At 53.3% G+C, this 16,050-nt stretch carries 18 protein-coding genes; all 18 read right to left on the bottom strand.

Annotated elements, in window-relative coordinates; all coding sequences use genetic code 11:
- Positions 1 to 3: 3 nt before the first annotated feature.
- On the bottom strand, positions 4 to 813 hold the full coding sequence (locus IEV29_RS09400) for a PPK2 family polyphosphate kinase (RefSeq protein ID WP_188380926.1): 810 nt from the start codon (positions 811 to 813) through the stop codon (positions 4 to 6).
- A 28-nt stretch (positions 814 to 841) separates the two neighbouring features.
- Positions 842 to 1,276, bottom strand: coding sequence for a CoA-binding protein (locus IEV29_RS09395; protein WP_188380925.1), 435 nt, complete (start codon positions 1,274 to 1,276; stop codon positions 842 to 844).
- A 69-nt stretch (positions 1,277 to 1,345) separates the two neighbouring features.
- Complete coding sequence (locus tag IEV29_RS09390; protein ID WP_188380924.1) at positions 1,346 to 1,768, bottom strand: F0F1 ATP synthase subunit epsilon; 423 nt, start codon at positions 1,766 to 1,768, stop codon at positions 1,346 to 1,348.
- Positions 1,769 to 1,855: 87 nt separating this feature from the next.
- Positions 1,856 to 3,256, bottom strand: coding sequence for a F0F1 ATP synthase subunit beta (gene atpD, locus IEV29_RS09385; protein WP_188380923.1), 1,401 nt, complete (start codon positions 3,254 to 3,256; stop codon positions 1,856 to 1,858).
- 74 nt (positions 3,257 to 3,330) lie between these two features.
- Entirely contained in the window at positions 3,331 to 4,206 is an 876-nt protein-coding gene (gene atpG, locus IEV29_RS09380; protein ID WP_188380922.1) for a F0F1 ATP synthase subunit gamma, read from the bottom strand.
- A gap of 28 nt (positions 4,207 to 4,234) precedes the next feature.
- Positions 4,235 to 5,770, bottom strand: coding sequence for a F0F1 ATP synthase subunit alpha (gene atpA, locus IEV29_RS09375; protein WP_188380921.1), 1,536 nt, complete (start codon positions 5,768 to 5,770; stop codon positions 4,235 to 4,237).
- Between the two features lie 49 nt (positions 5,771 to 5,819).
- The gene (locus tag IEV29_RS09370; RefSeq protein ID WP_188380920.1) at positions 5,820 to 6,353 is read right to left on the bottom strand and encodes a F0F1 ATP synthase subunit delta; all 534 of its coding nucleotides are present in this window, start codon (positions 6,351 to 6,353) and stop codon (positions 5,820 to 5,822) included.
- A 2-nt stretch (positions 6,354 to 6,355) separates the two neighbouring features.
- The gene (locus tag IEV29_RS09365) at positions 6,356 to 6,826 is read right to left on the bottom strand and encodes a F0F1 ATP synthase subunit B (protein WP_188380919.1); all 471 of its coding nucleotides are present in this window, start codon (positions 6,824 to 6,826) and stop codon (positions 6,356 to 6,358) included.
- A gap of 73 nt (positions 6,827 to 6,899) precedes the next feature.
- Positions 6,900 to 7,142 carry a F0F1 ATP synthase subunit C gene (gene atpE / locus IEV29_RS09360; RefSeq protein ID WP_188380918.1) on the bottom strand — a complete coding sequence of 81 codons (243 nt, stop codon included), beginning with the start codon at positions 7,140 to 7,142 and terminating at the stop codon, positions 6,900 to 6,902.
- Between the two features lie 69 nt (positions 7,143 to 7,211).
- Positions 7,212 to 8,048 (bottom strand): F0F1 ATP synthase subunit A, encoded by an 837-nt coding sequence (atpB, locus tag IEV29_RS09355; RefSeq protein ID WP_188381142.1) that lies wholly within the window; start codon positions 8,046 to 8,048, stop codon positions 7,212 to 7,214.
- Positions 8,045 to 8,383: an ATP synthase subunit I gene (locus tag IEV29_RS09350; protein WP_188380917.1), complete on the bottom strand. Its 339-nt coding sequence runs from the start codon at positions 8,381 to 8,383 to the stop codon at positions 8,045 to 8,047. The genes atpB and IEV29_RS09350 overlap by 4 nt, the downstream gene beginning before the upstream one ends.
- Before the next feature lie 244 nt (positions 8,384 to 8,627).
- Positions 8,628 to 9,521: a ParB/RepB/Spo0J family partition protein gene (locus IEV29_RS09345; RefSeq protein ID WP_188380916.1), complete on the bottom strand. Its 894-nt coding sequence runs from the start codon at positions 9,519 to 9,521 to the stop codon at positions 8,628 to 8,630.
- 68 nt (positions 9,522 to 9,589) lie between these two features.
- Entirely contained in the window at positions 9,590 to 10,360 is a 771-nt protein-coding gene (locus IEV29_RS09340; protein WP_188380915.1) for a ParA family protein, read from the bottom strand.
- A gap of 51 nt (positions 10,361 to 10,411) precedes the next feature.
- The gene (locus IEV29_RS09335; RefSeq protein WP_188380914.1) at positions 10,412 to 10,951 is read right to left on the bottom strand and encodes a lipocalin family protein; all 540 of its coding nucleotides are present in this window, start codon (positions 10,949 to 10,951) and stop codon (positions 10,412 to 10,414) included.
- The gene (gene rsmG, locus IEV29_RS09330) at positions 10,948 to 11,610 is read right to left on the bottom strand and encodes a 16S rRNA (guanine(527)-N(7))-methyltransferase RsmG (protein WP_188380913.1); all 663 of its coding nucleotides are present in this window, start codon (positions 11,608 to 11,610) and stop codon (positions 10,948 to 10,950) included. Before rsmG ends, IEV29_RS09335 begins: the two co-directional genes overlap by 4 nt.
- The gene (gene mnmG / locus IEV29_RS09325; protein WP_188380912.1) at positions 11,607 to 13,541 is read right to left on the bottom strand and encodes a tRNA uridine-5-carboxymethylaminomethyl(34) synthesis enzyme MnmG; all 1,935 of its coding nucleotides are present in this window, start codon (positions 13,539 to 13,541) and stop codon (positions 11,607 to 11,609) included. The genes rsmG and mnmG overlap by 4 nt, the downstream gene beginning before the upstream one ends.
- Positions 13,542 to 13,659: 118 nt before the next feature.
- The gene (locus IEV29_RS09320) at positions 13,660 to 14,421 is read right to left on the bottom strand and encodes a sulfite exporter TauE/SafE family protein (RefSeq protein ID WP_188380911.1); all 762 of its coding nucleotides are present in this window, start codon (positions 14,419 to 14,421) and stop codon (positions 13,660 to 13,662) included.
- Between the two features lie 55 nt (positions 14,422 to 14,476).
- On the bottom strand, positions 14,477 to 15,994 hold the full coding sequence (locus tag IEV29_RS09315; protein ID WP_188380910.1) for a CoA-acylating methylmalonate-semialdehyde dehydrogenase: 1,518 nt from the start codon (positions 15,992 to 15,994) through the stop codon (positions 14,477 to 14,479).
- Between the last annotated feature and the right edge of the window lie 56 nt (positions 15,995 to 16,050).

Genomic DNA, 16,050 nt, shown 5'->3' with positions numbered 1-16,050 from the left:
CTGTCAGACCACCTTCAGCTTGGCGTAATCCGGATTGCCAGCTGGATAGGCAAGATCCAGGCTTTCCAGCGTTTCAAGCACGAGAGAGGCAATCGCCAGATTGCGATGTGTTTTTGAATCAGCGGGAATAACGTACCAGGGTGCATGCGGCGCATTGGTGGCATTGATCGCGTCTGTGTAACACGTGAGGTAATCAGGCCAGTACTGACGCTCTTCAAGATCTTCCGGTCTCAGCTTCCAATGCTTGTCCGGGTCGACGATTCGCTCTTCCAGACGTGCCTTCTGTTCCTTGTTGGAGATATGCAGAAAGCATTTGATGATAACGGTGCCGGTTTCTGCCAGCATGCGCTCAAAGTCACAAATGTGCGCATGACGACGCTTGCACTCTGCCTCATCAATCCACTCATGCACACGCGTAATCAGCACGTCTTCATAATGACTGCGATTGAAGATCGCCAGCTCACCATTACCCGGCACGTGGGGATGAACGCGCCACAAGAAGTCGTGACTCTTTTCTAGTTCCGTTGGCGCCTTGAACGAGGTGCAACTCACGCCAAGCGGATCGATCTGCCCAAACACGCCTCGTACGGTGCCATCTTTTCCGGATGTATCCATACCTTGCAGCACGATCAGAATCTTGTGCTTGCGCTGTGCATAGAGAATGTCTTGCAAGGCCGAGATACGCTGCGCCATCTCCAGCACCGTTTGCTTGTCGGTCGCCTTGTCGCCGCTCGACAAGGGTTTGCGTCCGGCGTCCTCTTCTTTGATTTTGTAGTTCTTAGGCGCACGCAGCAGCTTACGAACGTCCGGCATATTCTTCTCCCGATTACATTCCGATTCTTTAATGGCGTATCGCGTGGTCAATCTTCGTACAGCGGTCTGCCACGACAGCAATGCCGGCCGCACGTACTTTATCGATGGCAACCTCATTCACGATACCAAGCTGCAACCAGAAACCCTTGGCATGGATGGCGATCGTTTCGTCAGCAATCGGCTCGACCTGGTCTGGCTTGCGGAACACGTCCACCAGATCAATCTGCACGCCTTGCTCGGCCAAGGCCGCTGCTGCCAAGGTCAACGTGGCATAGCAATGCTCTCCGAGAATGCTGGTGCCAGCACTGGCCGGATTGATGGGAATAATCCGATAACCATGACGCTGCAAGTACGCCGCCACCTCGTGACTCGGGCGATCCGGTTTGGGGGAAAGTCCAACCACGGCAATGACGCGCGATTCGTTAAGCAGCTTGGTGATGACGTCAGGATGTTGATTGATCATGATGAGAATCTTGAGTGAAAAAACAAAAAGGGCAGCCGTAGCTGCCCTTTATTGTATGCGGAATAGCAATCAGCGTTTTTGACGCAGACGCTGAATCGCTGCCAATTGCGCCACGGCACTGGCCAGTTCGGCCTGTGCCTGTGCGTAATCGATTTGCGAATCCTTGCTAGCCAGTGTTTCTTCAGCCAGTCGTTTTGCTTCTGCTGCCTTGGCTTCATCCAGATCGCCACCACGAATGGCGGTATCGGCGAGAACCGTTACCACTTCGGGTTGCACTTCAAGGATACCGCCCGCGACGAACACGAATTCGTCTTCCGTCTTGCCCGGCACCTTGATGCGTACCGCGCCTGGACGAATGCGAGAGATCAGCGGCGTGTGGCCCGGCAAAATACCGAGTTCGCCTGCTTCACCCGGCAGCGCAACGAATTCCGCCTGACCGGAGAAGATTTCTTCTTCGGCTGAGACGACATCTACGCGCATTGTGTGTGCCATGTGAGAACCTTTTATTTCGTGCAGAAATCGATCCACAGATCGATGCGACTGCCGGTGTGATGAAGTTCATCGCACCGGCTTCAACCATTAGTTGAGTTTTTTCGCTTTTTCGATTGCTTCGTCGATCGTGCCAACCATGTAGAACGCTTGTTCTGGCAGATGATCGAGTTCACCCGATGCGATCATCTGGAAGCCCTTGATCGTATCTTTCAGCGACACGTATTTACCAGGTGCGCCGGTAAAGACTTCCGCAACGTGGAAAGGCTGCGACAGGAAACGTTGCATCTTACGTGCACGTGCCACCAGCAGCTTGTCTTCCGGAGCCAGTTCGTCCATGCCCAAAATCGCGATGATGTCACGCAATTCCTTGTAGCGTTGCAGCGTACGTTGAACCGAACGCGCGGTTTCGTAGTGTTCCTGACCGACAACTTGCGGGTCCAGTTGGCGCGAGCTCGAATCGAGTGGATCGATTGCAGGGTAAATACCTTGCGAAGCAATGTCACGCGACAGAACGACGGTCGAATCCAAGTGCGCAAAGGTGGTTGCTGGCGATGGATCGGTCAAGTCATCCGCAGGAACGTAGACGGCCTGGATCGACGTGATCGAACCGACTTTGGTCGAAGTAATACGCTCTTGCAGCTTACCCATTTCTTCCGCCAGCGTAGGCTGATAACCCACGGCGGAAGGCATACGACCCAGCAGTGCGGAAACTTCGGTACCTGCCAGCGTGAAACGGTAGATGTTGTCAACGAAGAACAGAACGTCACGACCTTCGTCACGGAACGCTTCTGCCATGGTCAGACCGGTCAGCGCGACACGCAGACGATTGCCTGGTGGTTCATTCATCTGGCCGTAAACCATTGCCACTTTGGAGTTGGCCGGGTTTTCCAGATCAACCACTTTAGCGTCCGACATTTCGTGATAGAAGTCGTTACCTTCACGAGTACGTTCACCCACACCAGCAAACACGGACAGACCCGAGTGTGCCTTTGCGATGTTGTTGATCAGTTCCATCATGTTGACGGTCTTGCCCACACCTGCACCGCCGAACAGACCAACTTTACCGCCTTTAGCAAACGGGCAGACCAGGTCAATAACCTTGATGCCGGTTTCCAGCAAATCGGTCGATGGCGACAGTTCATCGTAAGCAGGTGCTTTACGGTGGATCGATGCGGTTTGCTCATGGCTGACCGGACCGCATTCGTCGATCGGGTTACCCAGCACGTCCATAATACGACCCAGCGTTGCCTTACCGACAGGAACCGTGATCGGATGACCCGTGTTGCTGATCGTCATGCCACGGCGCAGGCCGTCGGAGCTACCCAGAGCAATGGTACGGACAATGCCGTCACCGAGCTGCTGCTGAACTTCCAGCGTCAGTTCAGAGCCTTCCATCTTCAAGGCGTCATAAATCTTAGGCATCGCATTGCGCGGGAATTCAACGTCCACCACAGCGCCGATACACTGAACGATTTTGCCATCAGCCATTTTCGTTCCTTCAATAGATAAAATTTAAAATCTGGTTGTTGCAAACAGCATCACTGATGCCGTCTGCAATCACATTAAACCGCTGCCGCACCCGCGACGATTTCGGACAGTTCTTTCGTAATCGCTGCCTGACGCGTCTTGTTGTAGACGAGTTTCAGTTCGCTGATCACGCTGCCGGCATTGTCGGTCGCTGCTTTCATCGCCACCATACGCGCCGATTGCTCGGACGCCAGGTTTTCCGCTACGCCCTGGAATACCAGTGCTTCAACGTAACGCATGAGCAAATCATCGATGACGGTCTGTGCATCCGGCTCGTAGATGTATTCCCACGACATTGCATCGGAACCCTCATCCGCCGTCAGCCGATCTGCCGACAAAGGCAGCAGCTGTTCCATCCGTGGCTCCTGTTTCATCGCATTGATGAATTTGGTGTACACGAGATAGACGGCGTCGAGACGACCTTCTTCGTATGCGTCCAGCAACACCTTGATCGGTCCGATCAGCTTTTCCAGATGCGGCGTATCGCCGATCTGGGTCACTTGCGAAACAACCGGTGCGCCGATTCGGTTCAAGAAGCTCAGCCCCTTGTTACCGATTGCAGCGATTTGCACTTTCTTGCCTTCCGCTTCGAGCTCGCGCAGCTTGGTGGTCACGGCACGCAGGGTGTTCGTGTTCATGCCGCCGCACAGACCCTTGTCGGTCGTGACGATGATAAAACCAACCGTCTTCGACGCATCCGACTTCACGAGGAAAGGATGCGAGTATTCCGGATTGGCTTGCGACAGGTTGGCCGTGATGTTACGGATCTTGTCGCTGTATGGACGGGCCGCCAGCATCCGGTCCTGCGCCTTGCGCATTTTGGATGCCGCGACCATTTCCATCGCCTTGGTGATCTTCTTCGTATTTTCTACGCTCTTGATCTTGCCACGTATCTCTTTGCCTGCAGCCATGAGGGTTTACTCCTTCGCTACAGTCAGATCAAAACGATTTTTTGAAATCGGCAATTGCATCTGCCAATGTCGCTTCGTCGTCTTTCTCGAGCTTCTTGGTGTCTTCGATTTTTTGCAGCAGAGCAGCGTGGCTGGACTTCATGAAGCCATGCAGACCCGACTCAAAACGCAATACATCTTTGACTTCGAGGCTGTCGAAGAAACCCTTGTTGGCGGCAAACAGCGAAACCGCCATCAACGAGATCGACAGGGGTGCGTACTGCGCTTGTTTCAGCAGTTCGGTCACACGTGCGCCGCGGTCCAGCTGTTTGCGGGTTGCTGCGTCGAGGTCCGAAGCGAACTGTGCAAATGCTGCCAGTTCACGGTACTGCGCCAAGTCGGTACGGATACCACCGGACAGGCCTTTGATGACTTTGGTCTGTGCTGCACCACCCACACGCGACACCGAGATACCTGCGTTAATTGCAGGACGGATGCCGGAGTTGAACAGGTTGGTTTCCAGGAAGATCTGACCGTCGGTAATCGAAATCACGTTGGTTGGAACGAATGCGGAAACGTCACCAGCTTGCGTTTCGATGATCGGCAATGCGGTCAACGAACCGGTTTTACCTTTGACTTCACCTTTGGTGAAGGCTTCAACGTAATCAGCGTTGACGCGTGCTGCACGTTCCAGCAGACGGCTGTGGAGATAGAACACGTCGCCAGGGAATGCTTCACGACCTGGTGGACGACGCAGCAGCAGCGAAACCTGACGGTATGCAACCGCTTGTTTCGACAGATCGTCATAGACGATCAGTGCATCTTGACCACGATCACGGAAGTATTCGCCCATGGCGCAACCGGAGTAGGCCGAAACGAACTGCATGGCAGCCGATTCCGAAGCCGACGCGGCGACGACAATGGTGTATTCCATGGCGCCGTTTTGTTCCAGTGCGCGCACGATGTTTTTGATCGACGATGCTTTCTGACCGATTGCAACGTAGATACAGGTAACGCCCTGACCTTTTTGGTTGATGATGGTATCAACAGCAACGGCAGACTTACCGGTTTGACGATCGCCAATGATCAACTCACGCTGACCACGACCGATTGGCACCATGGCGTCGATTGCCTTGATACCGGTTTGCAGTGGTTCGTCAACGGATTGACGTGCAATAACGCCTGGCGCGATCTTTTCGATCGGTGCGGTCAGTTTTGCATTGACAGGACCTTTACCGTCGATTGGCTGACCCAGCGCATTGACCACACGGCCACGCAGTTCAGGACCAATCGGCACTTCCAGAATGCGGCCCGTGCATTTGACGGTATCGCCTTCGGAAATGTGCTCGTATTCACCCAGAATAACGGCACCGACGGAATCACGTTCCAGGTTCAGCGCGAGGCCGAAGGTGTTGCCCGGAAATTCCAGCATTTCACCTTGCATGACTTCCGACAGACCGTGGATGCGGCAGATACCGTCGGACACGGAAATCACCGTACCTTGATTGCGAATCTCAGCGCTGTCGCCGAGCCCTTGAATCCGGCTCTTGATCAGCTCGCTGATTTCAGACGGGTTGAGTTGCATATAAACTCCTAAAATTTTCTCTGTAGCTTGGGCTTGAGGGCACGGACGATCAGGCCGTCAGCGCAACATGCATGTGTTGCAGCTTGGCGCGCACCGAGGTATCGAGCACTTCATCACCGACAACGACGCGCACACCACCGATCAACGTGTTATCCACGGTGACAGATGGATTGAGCTTGCGGCCGAATTTCTTTTCCAGCAAAGCGACCAGATCGGACACCTGCGCCTGCGACAGCTCGAATGCGCTGACGATCTCGGCATCAGCAGCACCTTCTTCCGCATTTTTCAATGCGTGGAACTGTTCAGCGATTTCGGGCAGCAGGGTCAGACGATCATTTTCAATCAGCATGCTGATGAAATTTTTCGCTTCTGCACCAACCGGCGATTTCAGTGCCGCGGTGAACACGGCAGCGATATCAGCATCCGAAACTTTCGGGTTGTTTGCCAGCGCATACACTTCTGGAAGCGCAGCAACCTGACCCATTTCGGTAACCAGAACGGACCAGCCGTTCAGATCAGCAGATTTCGCCACACGGAACAGAGCTTCGGCGTAAGGACGGGCAATCGTTGCGAGTTCTGCCATGATTACAGCTCGGTTTTCAGTTGGTTCAACAGATCGGCGTGAGCCGCAGCATTGACTTCACGTTTCAGGATCTGCTCGGCACCCTTGACTGCCAATGTGGCAACCTGGTCACGCAGTGCTTCACGGACCTGGGTAACTTGCTGATCTGCATCTGCCTTGGCAGCAGCGATAATGCGTGCCGCTTCTTCAGATGCCGTCTTTTTCGCTTCGTCAATGATGCTCTGACCACGTGCTTCAGCATCGCTGATACGCTTTTGGCCAGCTTCCTGTGCTGCGGCGACTTCTGCCTGGGCACGCTTTTCAGCGATAGCCAGATCGGACTTGCCGCGCTCTGCTGCAGCCAAACCATCCGCGATCTTTGCAGCACGCTCATCGAGTGCCTTCATCAGTGGCGGCCACACGAATTTCATCGTGAACAGCGCCAGGACGAAAAAGACCACGAACTGTGCAAACAAGGTTGCATTTAAGTTCACAGTGATTTCCTTCTCAAGAATAACAAGTGCCGAACACGGGGTTCGGCAGAATGAGAATCGACAGTAACGTTAATTACGCGACGAACGGATTTGCGAATGCGAACAGCAGGGCAACACCAACACCGATCAGGAATGCAGCATCGATCAGACCAGCCAGAACGAACATTTTGGTTTGCAGTGCGTTCATCAGCTCTGGTTGACGAGCGGACGATTCCAGGTACTTACCACCCATGATCGCGATACCGATAGAAGCGCCGATAGCACCCAAACCGATGATAAAACCACAAGCCAGTGCAACGAAAGCGACGTCAGTCATGACAATTCCTTCAAAGTTAAAGTTAAAACAAATATAAAAAACGAAACCTACTTACTACAACAATCTTGATCAATGCCCTTCATGCGCCTGGCCGAGATACACCAGCGTCAGCATCATGAAAATGAAAGCCTGCAAGAATACGATAAGGATATGGAAGATTGCCCATATCGAACCGGCGATCACGTGGCCGATAAAACCGAATGCCGTTGCCATACCGCCCAGCAGCGCGATCAGCATGAACACGAGTTCACCTGCATACATGTTGCCGAACAGTCGCATTGCCAGCGAAATGGTTTTCGCTGCGTATTCGATGATGTTCAACAGCACGTTCGCTGGTGCCATCCAGATACCGAATGGTGCAGCAAACAATTCGTGCAGCCAGCCACCGATGCCTTTGATCTTGATGCCGTAGTACAGCATGAGAGCAAACACACCCAGCGCCATGCCCAGCGCGCCATTCAAGTCAGCGGTAGGCAGAATACGGTGGTGATAAAGTGGATCGCCATACTCGGCACCCAGACCCGTCCAAGCAAACACGCGTGGCAGGAAATCAACCGGAATGAAGTCGAGGCAGTTCATCAGCGCGACCCAGACGAAAACCGTCAGAGCCAGCGGCGCGATGAAAGTACGATTGCCGTGAATGATGGATTTGGATTGGTCATCGACCATTTCAACCAGCATTTCCACCGCGGCCTGGAAGCGGGTTGGCACGCCGGAGGTGGCTTTACGTGCAGCCAGATACATCACGAACAAACCGATCACGCCCATCAGGACCGACCAGAAAATCGTGTCGTAGTTGATAATCGAAAAATCGACCACACTATTCTGGTGTGCGTTCGACAGATGTCCGAGGTGATGCTTGATATATTCTGTCGCAGTAGGTGCGTGATCAGCAGCCATTGTCAGTGCCTAAATAATAAGATGATGTAACTTTTCAGTACCACGATGAAGGCAGCGACGAGCGCCAGCACATTGACATCCTGGTAAAAATGAACGACTGCCCACAAGGCAGCAGCCGTTACGCCAAGCTTTACAAATTCCCCGACGAAAAACACGTTGGGGCTGACGGATTTGCTCAGTTGCGCCGCAATATATAAACGCAAGGCAAACAGACCGTTAGGCACCACGCAGCACAAGCCACCCAACAAAGCAGAATAGAACCCTGGAAGACCGGCGATCCATCCTGCGATCGCACTACAGATGACCGTTGCCGCAAATTGCGTAATGACGACGGGCAGCATGGCAGGTCCAGATGTGCAGTCCAGCGGGAAAAAGCGTTCCGCTTACTGAGTTGAAATTAAAACAAACTCTCGCGTTCCGTGAAGCAGCGGGATTATAAGTGCTTTCCAACGACAGCGTCAAACGTTTGCGGTGCAATAAAACGAGATGTTGTCGGCTTATTGCACCGTAACAACGCCGCATCCGGCACGTTGTTCATTTTTATGGTGCAAGCCCTTCCGTGACGGATTAATTTACTTTAAGAAACTATTTGCCACCACGCAAACGCGCGATGAGGTCGTCGAGCGCGTCGAGATTGGCAAAATCCACGGTCAGTTGCCCCTTGTTTTTCGCGCCCAGTTTGATGGCAACGGTGGTAGCCAGTGCGTCGGACAGTTCTTCCTCCAGTCGGGTGATATCGCGCGACTTTTCCTTCTGCCGTGGCTTGGCGCCTGCGTTTTGTTCCACGGTGGTCTTGGTTACCAGTTTTTCGGCATCCCGTACCGACATACGCTTGGCAACGATCTGGTTGGCCAGCGAAATTTGCGTGGCGGAATCAACCGCCAGCAAGGCGCGTGCATGCCCCATATCGATATCGCCGGCCATCAGCATGGTTTGGACTGGTTTGGCCAGATTCAGCAAACGCAGCAGGTTGGAAACCGCACTACGCGAGCGACCGACCGCGTTGGCTGCCTGCTCGTGTGTGAAATTGAAGTCCGCGATCAGGCGATGAATACCTTGTGCCTCTTCCAGGGGATTCAGATCTTCGCGCTGAATATTTTCAATCAGCGCCATGGCTGCCGTGGCTTCGTCGTCAACTTCCTTGATCAGCACCGGCACCTCGGTCAAGCCGGCCAGTTGCGACGCGCGGAAGCGACGTTCACCTGCAATGATTTCGTAACGCTGGCGCGGACCCGATGACGTAATCGGACGAACCAGAATCGGCTGCAGCAGACCTTGCGCCTTGATCGAGGCCGCGAGTTCGTTCAACGCACCTTCATCCATGCGCGTACGAGGCTGATACTTGCCGGCCTGCATATCCGTCACATGCAACGTGGATGGCGCACCGGGAATGGCGGCCACTGCTTCATTGAAATCGCTGCCACCGCCCAGCAAGGCATCGAGGCCGCGTCCCAGCCCCTTTTGTTTTTTTGTTGCCATGGTATTCGTTGTTCCTGTCTGAAAAACGCCGCGCGCCGCATTGCGTTACGCGGCGGATGATGAGTGGGTTACAGCGTCTTGATCCGTTCGATCATCTCGGCACCGAAAGAGATGTAGGCCTGTGCACCTTTGGATACCGGATCGAAATTGATGCCGGGCATGCCGTAAGACGGTGCTTCGGCCAGACGCACATTGCGCGGAATAATGGAACGGAACACCTTGTCACCAAAGTGTTGCTCCAGTTGCAGTGATACCTGCTGCGACAAGGTCATGCGCGGATCGAACATCACCCGCAACAGGCCGATGATCTTGAGATCGGGATTCAGCTTCGCATGGACTTTCTTGATGGTGTTGACCAGATCGGATAAACCTTCCAGCGCATAGTATTCACACTGCATCGGAATGATCACACCGTGCGCAGCGCACAAACCATTCAAAGTCAGCATCGACAAGGCGGGCGGGCAATCGATCAGCATGAAATCATATTCGGCGTCGACCGCGGCCAGCGCATCTTTCAATCGCCGCTCGCGATTGTCGAGTTCGACCATCTCCACTTCTGCACCGGCCAGTTCGCGATTGGCGGGTAACACATCGAACTGTCCTGTTTCCGAGCGTGCACGTGCGGTAGCAACGTCCGCCATGCCAAGCATGACTTCATAGATCGAGGATTGAAGTGCAGCCTTGTTGATGCCCGCACCCATGGTGGCATTACCTTGCGGATCCAGATCGACCAGCAATACACGCTGATTCAGTTTGGCCAGGCCTGCTGCGAGATTGACTGCTGTGGTGGTTTTACCGACACCGCCTTTTTGATTGGCGACACAAAAGATTTTTGCCATGTTCTCGTTCTAATTGGTGATCGATGCGACGCCAGGCCGATCGGAAAAGTATCAGTGGTCCTGCTGTGTCTTCTTCAGTTTGGATGTATCGAAGCCCTGCTCTGTCGCCCGATTCACAATGGCGTCATAGGTCGCATCCGGCAAGACCGGCGACCGCGACAGGACCCACAAGTACTCACGCGAAGGCTCGCCAACAACGGCATAGGAATAATCATCAGCCAGATCAATGATCCAGTAATCGGCCCAGACAAAAGGTATCCAGCCAAGCCAGTCCGGCGCAAAGCGTACTTTCAGACGTGCATTAGTCGCCGGATCGGCCACACGCGCCCGCCCGATCGCCTCGTCGGTGGAAGCATCTTTTTGTTTGCAACGATTGATGACATCGATATCGCCGTCACTTCGCTTGCGATATTGCGCCGTGACGTTTCCTGTGCATTGCTCCTGGAAGCGATTGGGAAAACGTGCAATCTCATACCAGACACCGACATACTTTGCGAGATCGACTTTAGGCACGGTGCGCACTTCCTGCGCACTAACGCCATTCGAAAAACACGCTGCGAGCATTGCACCGATCACCAGAATCCGCTTCATGACGTTTCCCTCTCGATGAAAACCAGATGACGCTCCGCATGTAAACTCGGCACATGCAGAGCACGTACTTCCTTCACTTGCCAACCTGCAGGCAAGCGCGCCACTTCTTCATTCGGTGCCACGCCTTTCAGCGCAATGAATCGTCCGCCGTCTTTCAACAGGTGATGCGACCACGTTACGAAATCATTGAGCTCGGCAAACGCACGCGATGTAATCACATCGAATAATTGTGGTGCCTTCCATTGTTCCACGCGCCCGGTTTGTACCTGTACATTCGACAAACCCAACTCTGCTTTCACTTGCGTCAGAAATGCCGTCTTCTTGTGCACGGTATCGATCATGGTCAGACGCAATGCAGGTTGTGCTTCCTTGGCCCAGATCGCCAGCACGATGCCAGGCAAGCCGCCACCCGCGCCAACGTCCAGCACATACTCTGCACCTTCGAACGCTGTGCACGCAGCGAGCGAATCCAGCAAGTGTTGCACCACCATCTGCGACGGGTCACGTACCGCCGTCAGGTTGTAGACGGCATTCCACTTGATCATCAGAGCAAGATAATCAATCAGCTTTTGCAACTGCTCTGTACTCAGTTGCAACGACAACGCACGCGCACCCTCTTCCAGCTGCGCCATCAGCGCGGTTTGATCCAATGATTTCATGCGGCTGCTTCGGATGGAGGAAGCGCTGCAAATTCCTTGAAGCCACCTTTTTTCAAATGCACGAGCAGCAGCGAAATCGCCGCAGGCGTCACACCAGAAATCCGTGAAGCCTGACCCAGTGTTTCCGGCTTGTGATTACACAGCTTTTGACGCACCTCGAACGACAGGCCTTTGACTTCCATGTAATCAAAAGCCGCCGGCAGTTTCAAATTCTCATAGTGATCATGGCGCTCGACTTCCTTGGCTTGGCGATCAATGTAGCCAGCGTATTTCAACTGAATCTCGACCTGCTCGCGCACCGCTTCATCCGTAATGCCTGGACCGCCCAAGGCTTGCCCATCGATACCCGTCAGCGTAATCAAGGATTCATACGTCACATTTGGGCGACGCAATAGGTCAGCAAGTGCATACTCCCGCTCAATCGCTTTACCCAACACACGTTCTGCTTCTGCTTGCGCAAGAATACGTGGATTAACCCAGGTTGAACGCAAGCGTTCGAGTTCTTTGGCCACGGCTTCGCGTTTGCTTTCAAACGCAGCCCATTGCGCGTCACCGACACAGCCAAGCTTGCGGCCAATTTCCGTCAAGCGCATATCGGCGTTGTCTTCACGCAGACTCAAGCGATACTCGGCACGGCTGGTGAACATGCGATACGGCTCAAGCACACCTTTTGTTATCAAGTCATCAACCAGTACACCCAGATAGGCTTCGTCACGACGCGGTGTCCAAGCATCGCGTTCCTGTACCTGTAATGCCGCGTTGAGTCCGGCCAGCATGCCTTGGGCAGCCGCTTCTTCGTAACCGGTGGTGCCATTGATCTGTCCGGCAAAGAACAACCCTTGAATAACCTTTGTTTCCAACGATGCTTTCAAACCACGTGGATCGAAGTAGTCATATTCAATTGCATAACCAGGACGAAGGATGTGCGCGTTTTCCATGCCGCGCATCGAGCGCACCAGATCCAGCTGCACGTCGAACGGCAAGCTGGTGGAAATGCCGTTTGGATAAAACTCGTTGGTCGTCAGCCCTTCCGGTTCCAGAAAGATCTGGTGCGAATCCTTGCTGGCAAAGCGATGGATCTTGTCTTCAATCGATGGGCAATAACGCGGACCTACACCTTCGATCACGCCGGTGTACATCGGGCTGCGATCCAGTCCGCCACGAATGATGTCATGCGTCTTTTCGTTGGTATGCGTAATCCAGCAAGGCATCTGCTTGGGATGCATCGCGGCATTGCCCATGACGGAAAACACCGGCACCGGATCCAGATCACCCGGTTGTTCTTCCATCACCGAAAAATCAATCGTGCGGCCATCGATACGAGGTGGCGTACCGGTTTTCAGACGTCCTTGCGGCAGCTTCAATTCTTTCAGGCGCGCAGACAAGGAAACGGCTGGCGGGTCACCTGCACGGCCGGCCGAATAGTTATTCATACCGACATGGATTTTCCCATCAAGGAAAGTCCCTGCCGTCAGCACAACTGCCTTGGCTTGAAAACGAATACCTACCTGGGTAACCGCACCAACGACACGATCCCCTTCGACAATCAAGTCATCAACTGCCTGTTGAAACAACCAGAGATTTGGCTGATTTTCGAGACGGGAACGGATCGCCTGCTTATACAACAGCCGGTCGGCTTGGGCTCGGGTCGCACGGACAGCCGGTCCTTTGGACGAATTAAGAATGCGAAACTGGATACCCGCCTCGTCGGTAGCAATGGCCATTGCTCCACCCATCGCATCTACCTCTTTGACCAGGTGTCCTTTCCCAATCCCGCCAATGGATGGATTGCACGACATTTGACCAAGCGTTTCGATATTGTGCGTGAGCAGCAGTGTGGCTTGCCCCATACGTGCAGAAGCCAGCGCGGCCTCCGTACCGGCATGACCACCACCAACAACAATGACATCGAATTGAGTAGGAAAGAGCATGATGCCCCTCGAGGAGACGTTAAACAGAGGCGAGATTATAAAGTCTTTTCGAGATGATTTCCGCCAAGGCGTATGCTTTCATCCAAAAGTACGACACTGTTTCACGTGAAACAGTAACCTATTTCAAAAATGCATCCCAGCCTGTCTTGATAATCAGCGCCGTCACCACGAACAAAAATAGAATACGGACAAAGCCACTGCCGTACTTCACAGCGAGCCGGATACCAATCAAGGAACCTGTCACGTTGCAGATTGCCATCAACAAACCGAGTTGCCAAAGCAAATGGCCGCTATAGCCGAACCATAACAACGCGGAGGAATTGCAGGCGACATTCACAATCTTGGACACTGCAGAAGCACCAAGAAAATCAAAGCCAAAAAACCGGACAAACAAAAAGACCAGAAAGCTGCCTGTACCCGGCCCGAAGAAACCGTCGTAAAAACCGATTGCGCCGCCAATCATGACAGCAACCAACTTCTCGGCACCCCCGGAATGTACCGGCGCATGTGTCTTGCCAAAATCCTTTTTACGAAAGGTATAAATAGCGACAGCAAGCAAAATAAGGGGAAGCAATTTCCGGAAGAAATCGCCCGATACATGCGTAACGGTGTAAGCACCGGCAAAGGAAAGTACAAAGGCAGATAATGCAGCGGGCACCGCCGCGCCCCAATGCACGCGAAATCTTTTTGCATAGCCGTGCGCAGCAGCAGCCGTTCCCCAGACACTGGCTAACTTGTTTGTCCCGAGCAAGGTTGCAGGGGTAGTATTTGGCAAAGCAGAAAATAATGCGGGCACCTGAATCAGCCCGCCGCCACCTACTACCGCATCGATCAATCCAGCCAGAAGTGCCGCCACCCCCAACAATATGTAATCAGTCATACAACAAGCTGATTAGGTTTCACGTGAAACATTCCTCTATCCATCATTTACTTACTTACTTGCTGGTTGGCATTGCAAACTCGGCACCCTTCTCGATCGATGCGGGCCATCTCTGCATAATGGATTTGTAACGTGTATAGAAGCGAATACCCTCTTCGCCATAGGCATGCAAATCCCCAAACATGGAGCGTTTCCATCCACCGAAGGAGTGCCATGCCATGGGAACAGGAATCGGCACATTGACGCCTACCATCCCCACTTCGATACGTCGTGAAAACTCGCGTGCTGTATTACCGTCCGAAGTAAACAAGGCAACACCATTGCCAAATTCATGGCTGTTGATCAGATCAATCGCCGCGCCAAGATCCGGCACATGGACCACACACAAAACAGGGCCAAAGATTTCATCGCTATAAATGGACATGTCTGGCGTCACCTGATCAAACAAACTGCCACCGAGGAAAAAACCTTCTTCATGACCCGGCACCACCAGACCGCGTCCATCTACCAGCAATTTAGCCCCTGCGTCCACGCCTTGCTGAATGTAATTTTCAATTCTGGATTTGTGTGCCGCCGTCACCACGGGCCCCATCTCGGCAGCGGCTTCCATACCATTCTTGATCTTGAGAGCCTTGATGCGTGGAATCAAGGCGTCGATCAAACGATCACCGATCGAACCAACAGCCACCGCAACCGATACCGCCATACAGCGTTCACCCGCCGATCCATAAGCCGCACCCATCAAGGCATCAACAGCCTGATCAAGATTGGCATCCGGCATCACCACCAGATGATTCTTCGCACCACCCAAGGCCTGAACGCGTAGCGGATAACTGCCACGTCTTGCGGTACCCGTTGCATAAATATGCTCGGCAATCGGCGTAGAACCAACAAACGAAACCGCACGCACATCCGAATGAGTCAGCAAGGTATTCACTGCGGTCTTATCACCTTGCAACACATTGAACACGCCGTCCGGCAAGCCCGCTTCTTTCAATAACTCTGCCACCATCAGGGACGGAGATGGGTCACGCTCAGATGGCTTGAGAATAAAAGTATTGCCGGTGGCCAAGGCAACAGGTGCCATCCACATCGGTACCATGAAAGGAAAATTAAACGGGGTAATCCCAACCGTAACGCCTAATGGTTGGCGCAAATTCCAGTTATCGATGCCACCGCCGATATTGTCCGTGAACTGCGTTTTCAGCAGATTGGGAATGCCGCATGCAAACTCCACGACTTCCAGTCCGCGCGTCACCTCTCCTTTTGCATCTGAAAATACCTTACCGTGTTCCCGCGTGATCGCAGCTGCAAGATCATCATGATGACGTTCAATCAACTCTTTGAACTTGAACAAGATGCGGCTGCGTTTGAGTGGCGCGGTATCTGCCCAGGATGGTGCTGCATTTTTTGCAACAGCGACAACTTGTTGCACCGTGCCCTGCTCGGCCAAAATAACTTCAGCAGACGCTTTGCCCGTTGCGGGATTAAATACTGTCTGCTTGCTTCCGCCATCCGTAACGCGTCGACCATCGATAAAATGCCCAATGACAGGAAGCGAATTATTTGACATAGCCATCCTCGATAAGGAATAGAAAAGAGTCCCAAACAGGGCAAACTGGAGGGAGA

It is taken from the genome of Oxalicibacterium faecigallinarum (genome assembly GCF_014635705.1).
In the GTDB taxonomy this organism is placed as follows: Bacteria; Pseudomonadota; Gammaproteobacteria; order Burkholderiales; family Burkholderiaceae_D; genus Oxalicibacterium; species Oxalicibacterium faecigallinarum.
Note: the sequence above shows the minus strand (reverse complement) of the source record. Positions and strands in the feature narration are given on the sequence as shown.

Bases quoted from the DNA above. Each gene is read 5' to 3' on its own strand.
- atpE (WP_188380918.1), bottom strand. From the start codon at position 7,142: ATGACTGACGTCGCTTTCGTTGCACTGGCTTGTGGTTTTATCATCGGT.
- IEV29_RS09345 (WP_188380916.1), bottom strand. From the start codon at position 9,521: ATGGCAACAAAAAAACAAAAGGGGCTGGGACGCGGCCTCGATGCCTTG.
- IEV29_RS09315 (WP_188380910.1), bottom strand. From the start codon at position 15,994: ATGTCAAATAATTCGCTTCCTGTCATTGGGCATTTTATCGATGGTCGA.
- atpG (WP_188380922.1), bottom strand. From the start codon at position 4,206: ATGGCTGCAGGCAAAGAGATACGTGGCAAGATCAAGAGCGTAGAAAAT.
- mnmG (WP_188380912.1), bottom strand. From the start codon at position 13,541: ATGCTCTTTCCTACTCAATTCGATGTCATTGTTGTTGGTGGTGGTCAT.
- IEV29_RS09390 (WP_188380924.1), bottom strand. From the start codon at position 1,768: ATGGCACACACAATGCGCGTAGATGTCGTCTCAGCCGAAGAAGAAATC.
- IEV29_RS09370 (WP_188380920.1), bottom strand. From the start codon at position 6,353: ATGGCAGAACTCGCAACGATTGCCCGTCCTTACGCCGAAGCTCTGTTC.
- rsmG (WP_188380913.1), bottom strand. From the start codon at position 11,610: ATGAAATCATTGGATCAAACCGCGCTGATGGCGCAGCTGGAAGAGGGT.
- IEV29_RS09400 (WP_188380926.1), bottom strand. From the start codon at position 813: ATGCCGGACGTTCGTAAGCTGCTGCGTGCGCCTAAGAACTACAAAATC.
- IEV29_RS09335 (WP_188380914.1), bottom strand. From the start codon at position 10,951: ATGAAGCGGATTCTGGTGATCGGTGCAATGCTCGCAGCGTGTTTTTCG.
- IEV29_RS09350 (WP_188380917.1), bottom strand. From the start codon at position 8,383: ATGCTGCCCGTCGTCATTACGCAATTTGCGGCAACGGTCATCTGTAGT.
- atpD (WP_188380923.1), bottom strand. From the start codon at position 3,256: ATGGCTGATGGCAAAATCGTTCAGTGTATCGGCGCTGTGGTGGACGTT.
- IEV29_RS09340 (WP_188380915.1), bottom strand. From the start codon at position 10,360: ATGGCAAAAATCTTTTGTGTCGCCAATCAAAAAGGCGGTGTCGGTAAA.
- IEV29_RS09320 (WP_188380911.1), bottom strand. From the start codon at position 14,421: ATGACTGATTACATATTGTTGGGGGTGGCGGCACTTCTGGCTGGATTG.
- IEV29_RS09395 (WP_188380925.1), bottom strand. From the start codon at position 1,276: ATGATCAATCAACATCCTGACGTCATCACCAAGCTGCTTAACGAATCG.
- atpA (WP_188380921.1), bottom strand. From the start codon at position 5,770: ATGCAACTCAACCCGTCTGAAATCAGCGAGCTGATCAAGAGCCGGATT.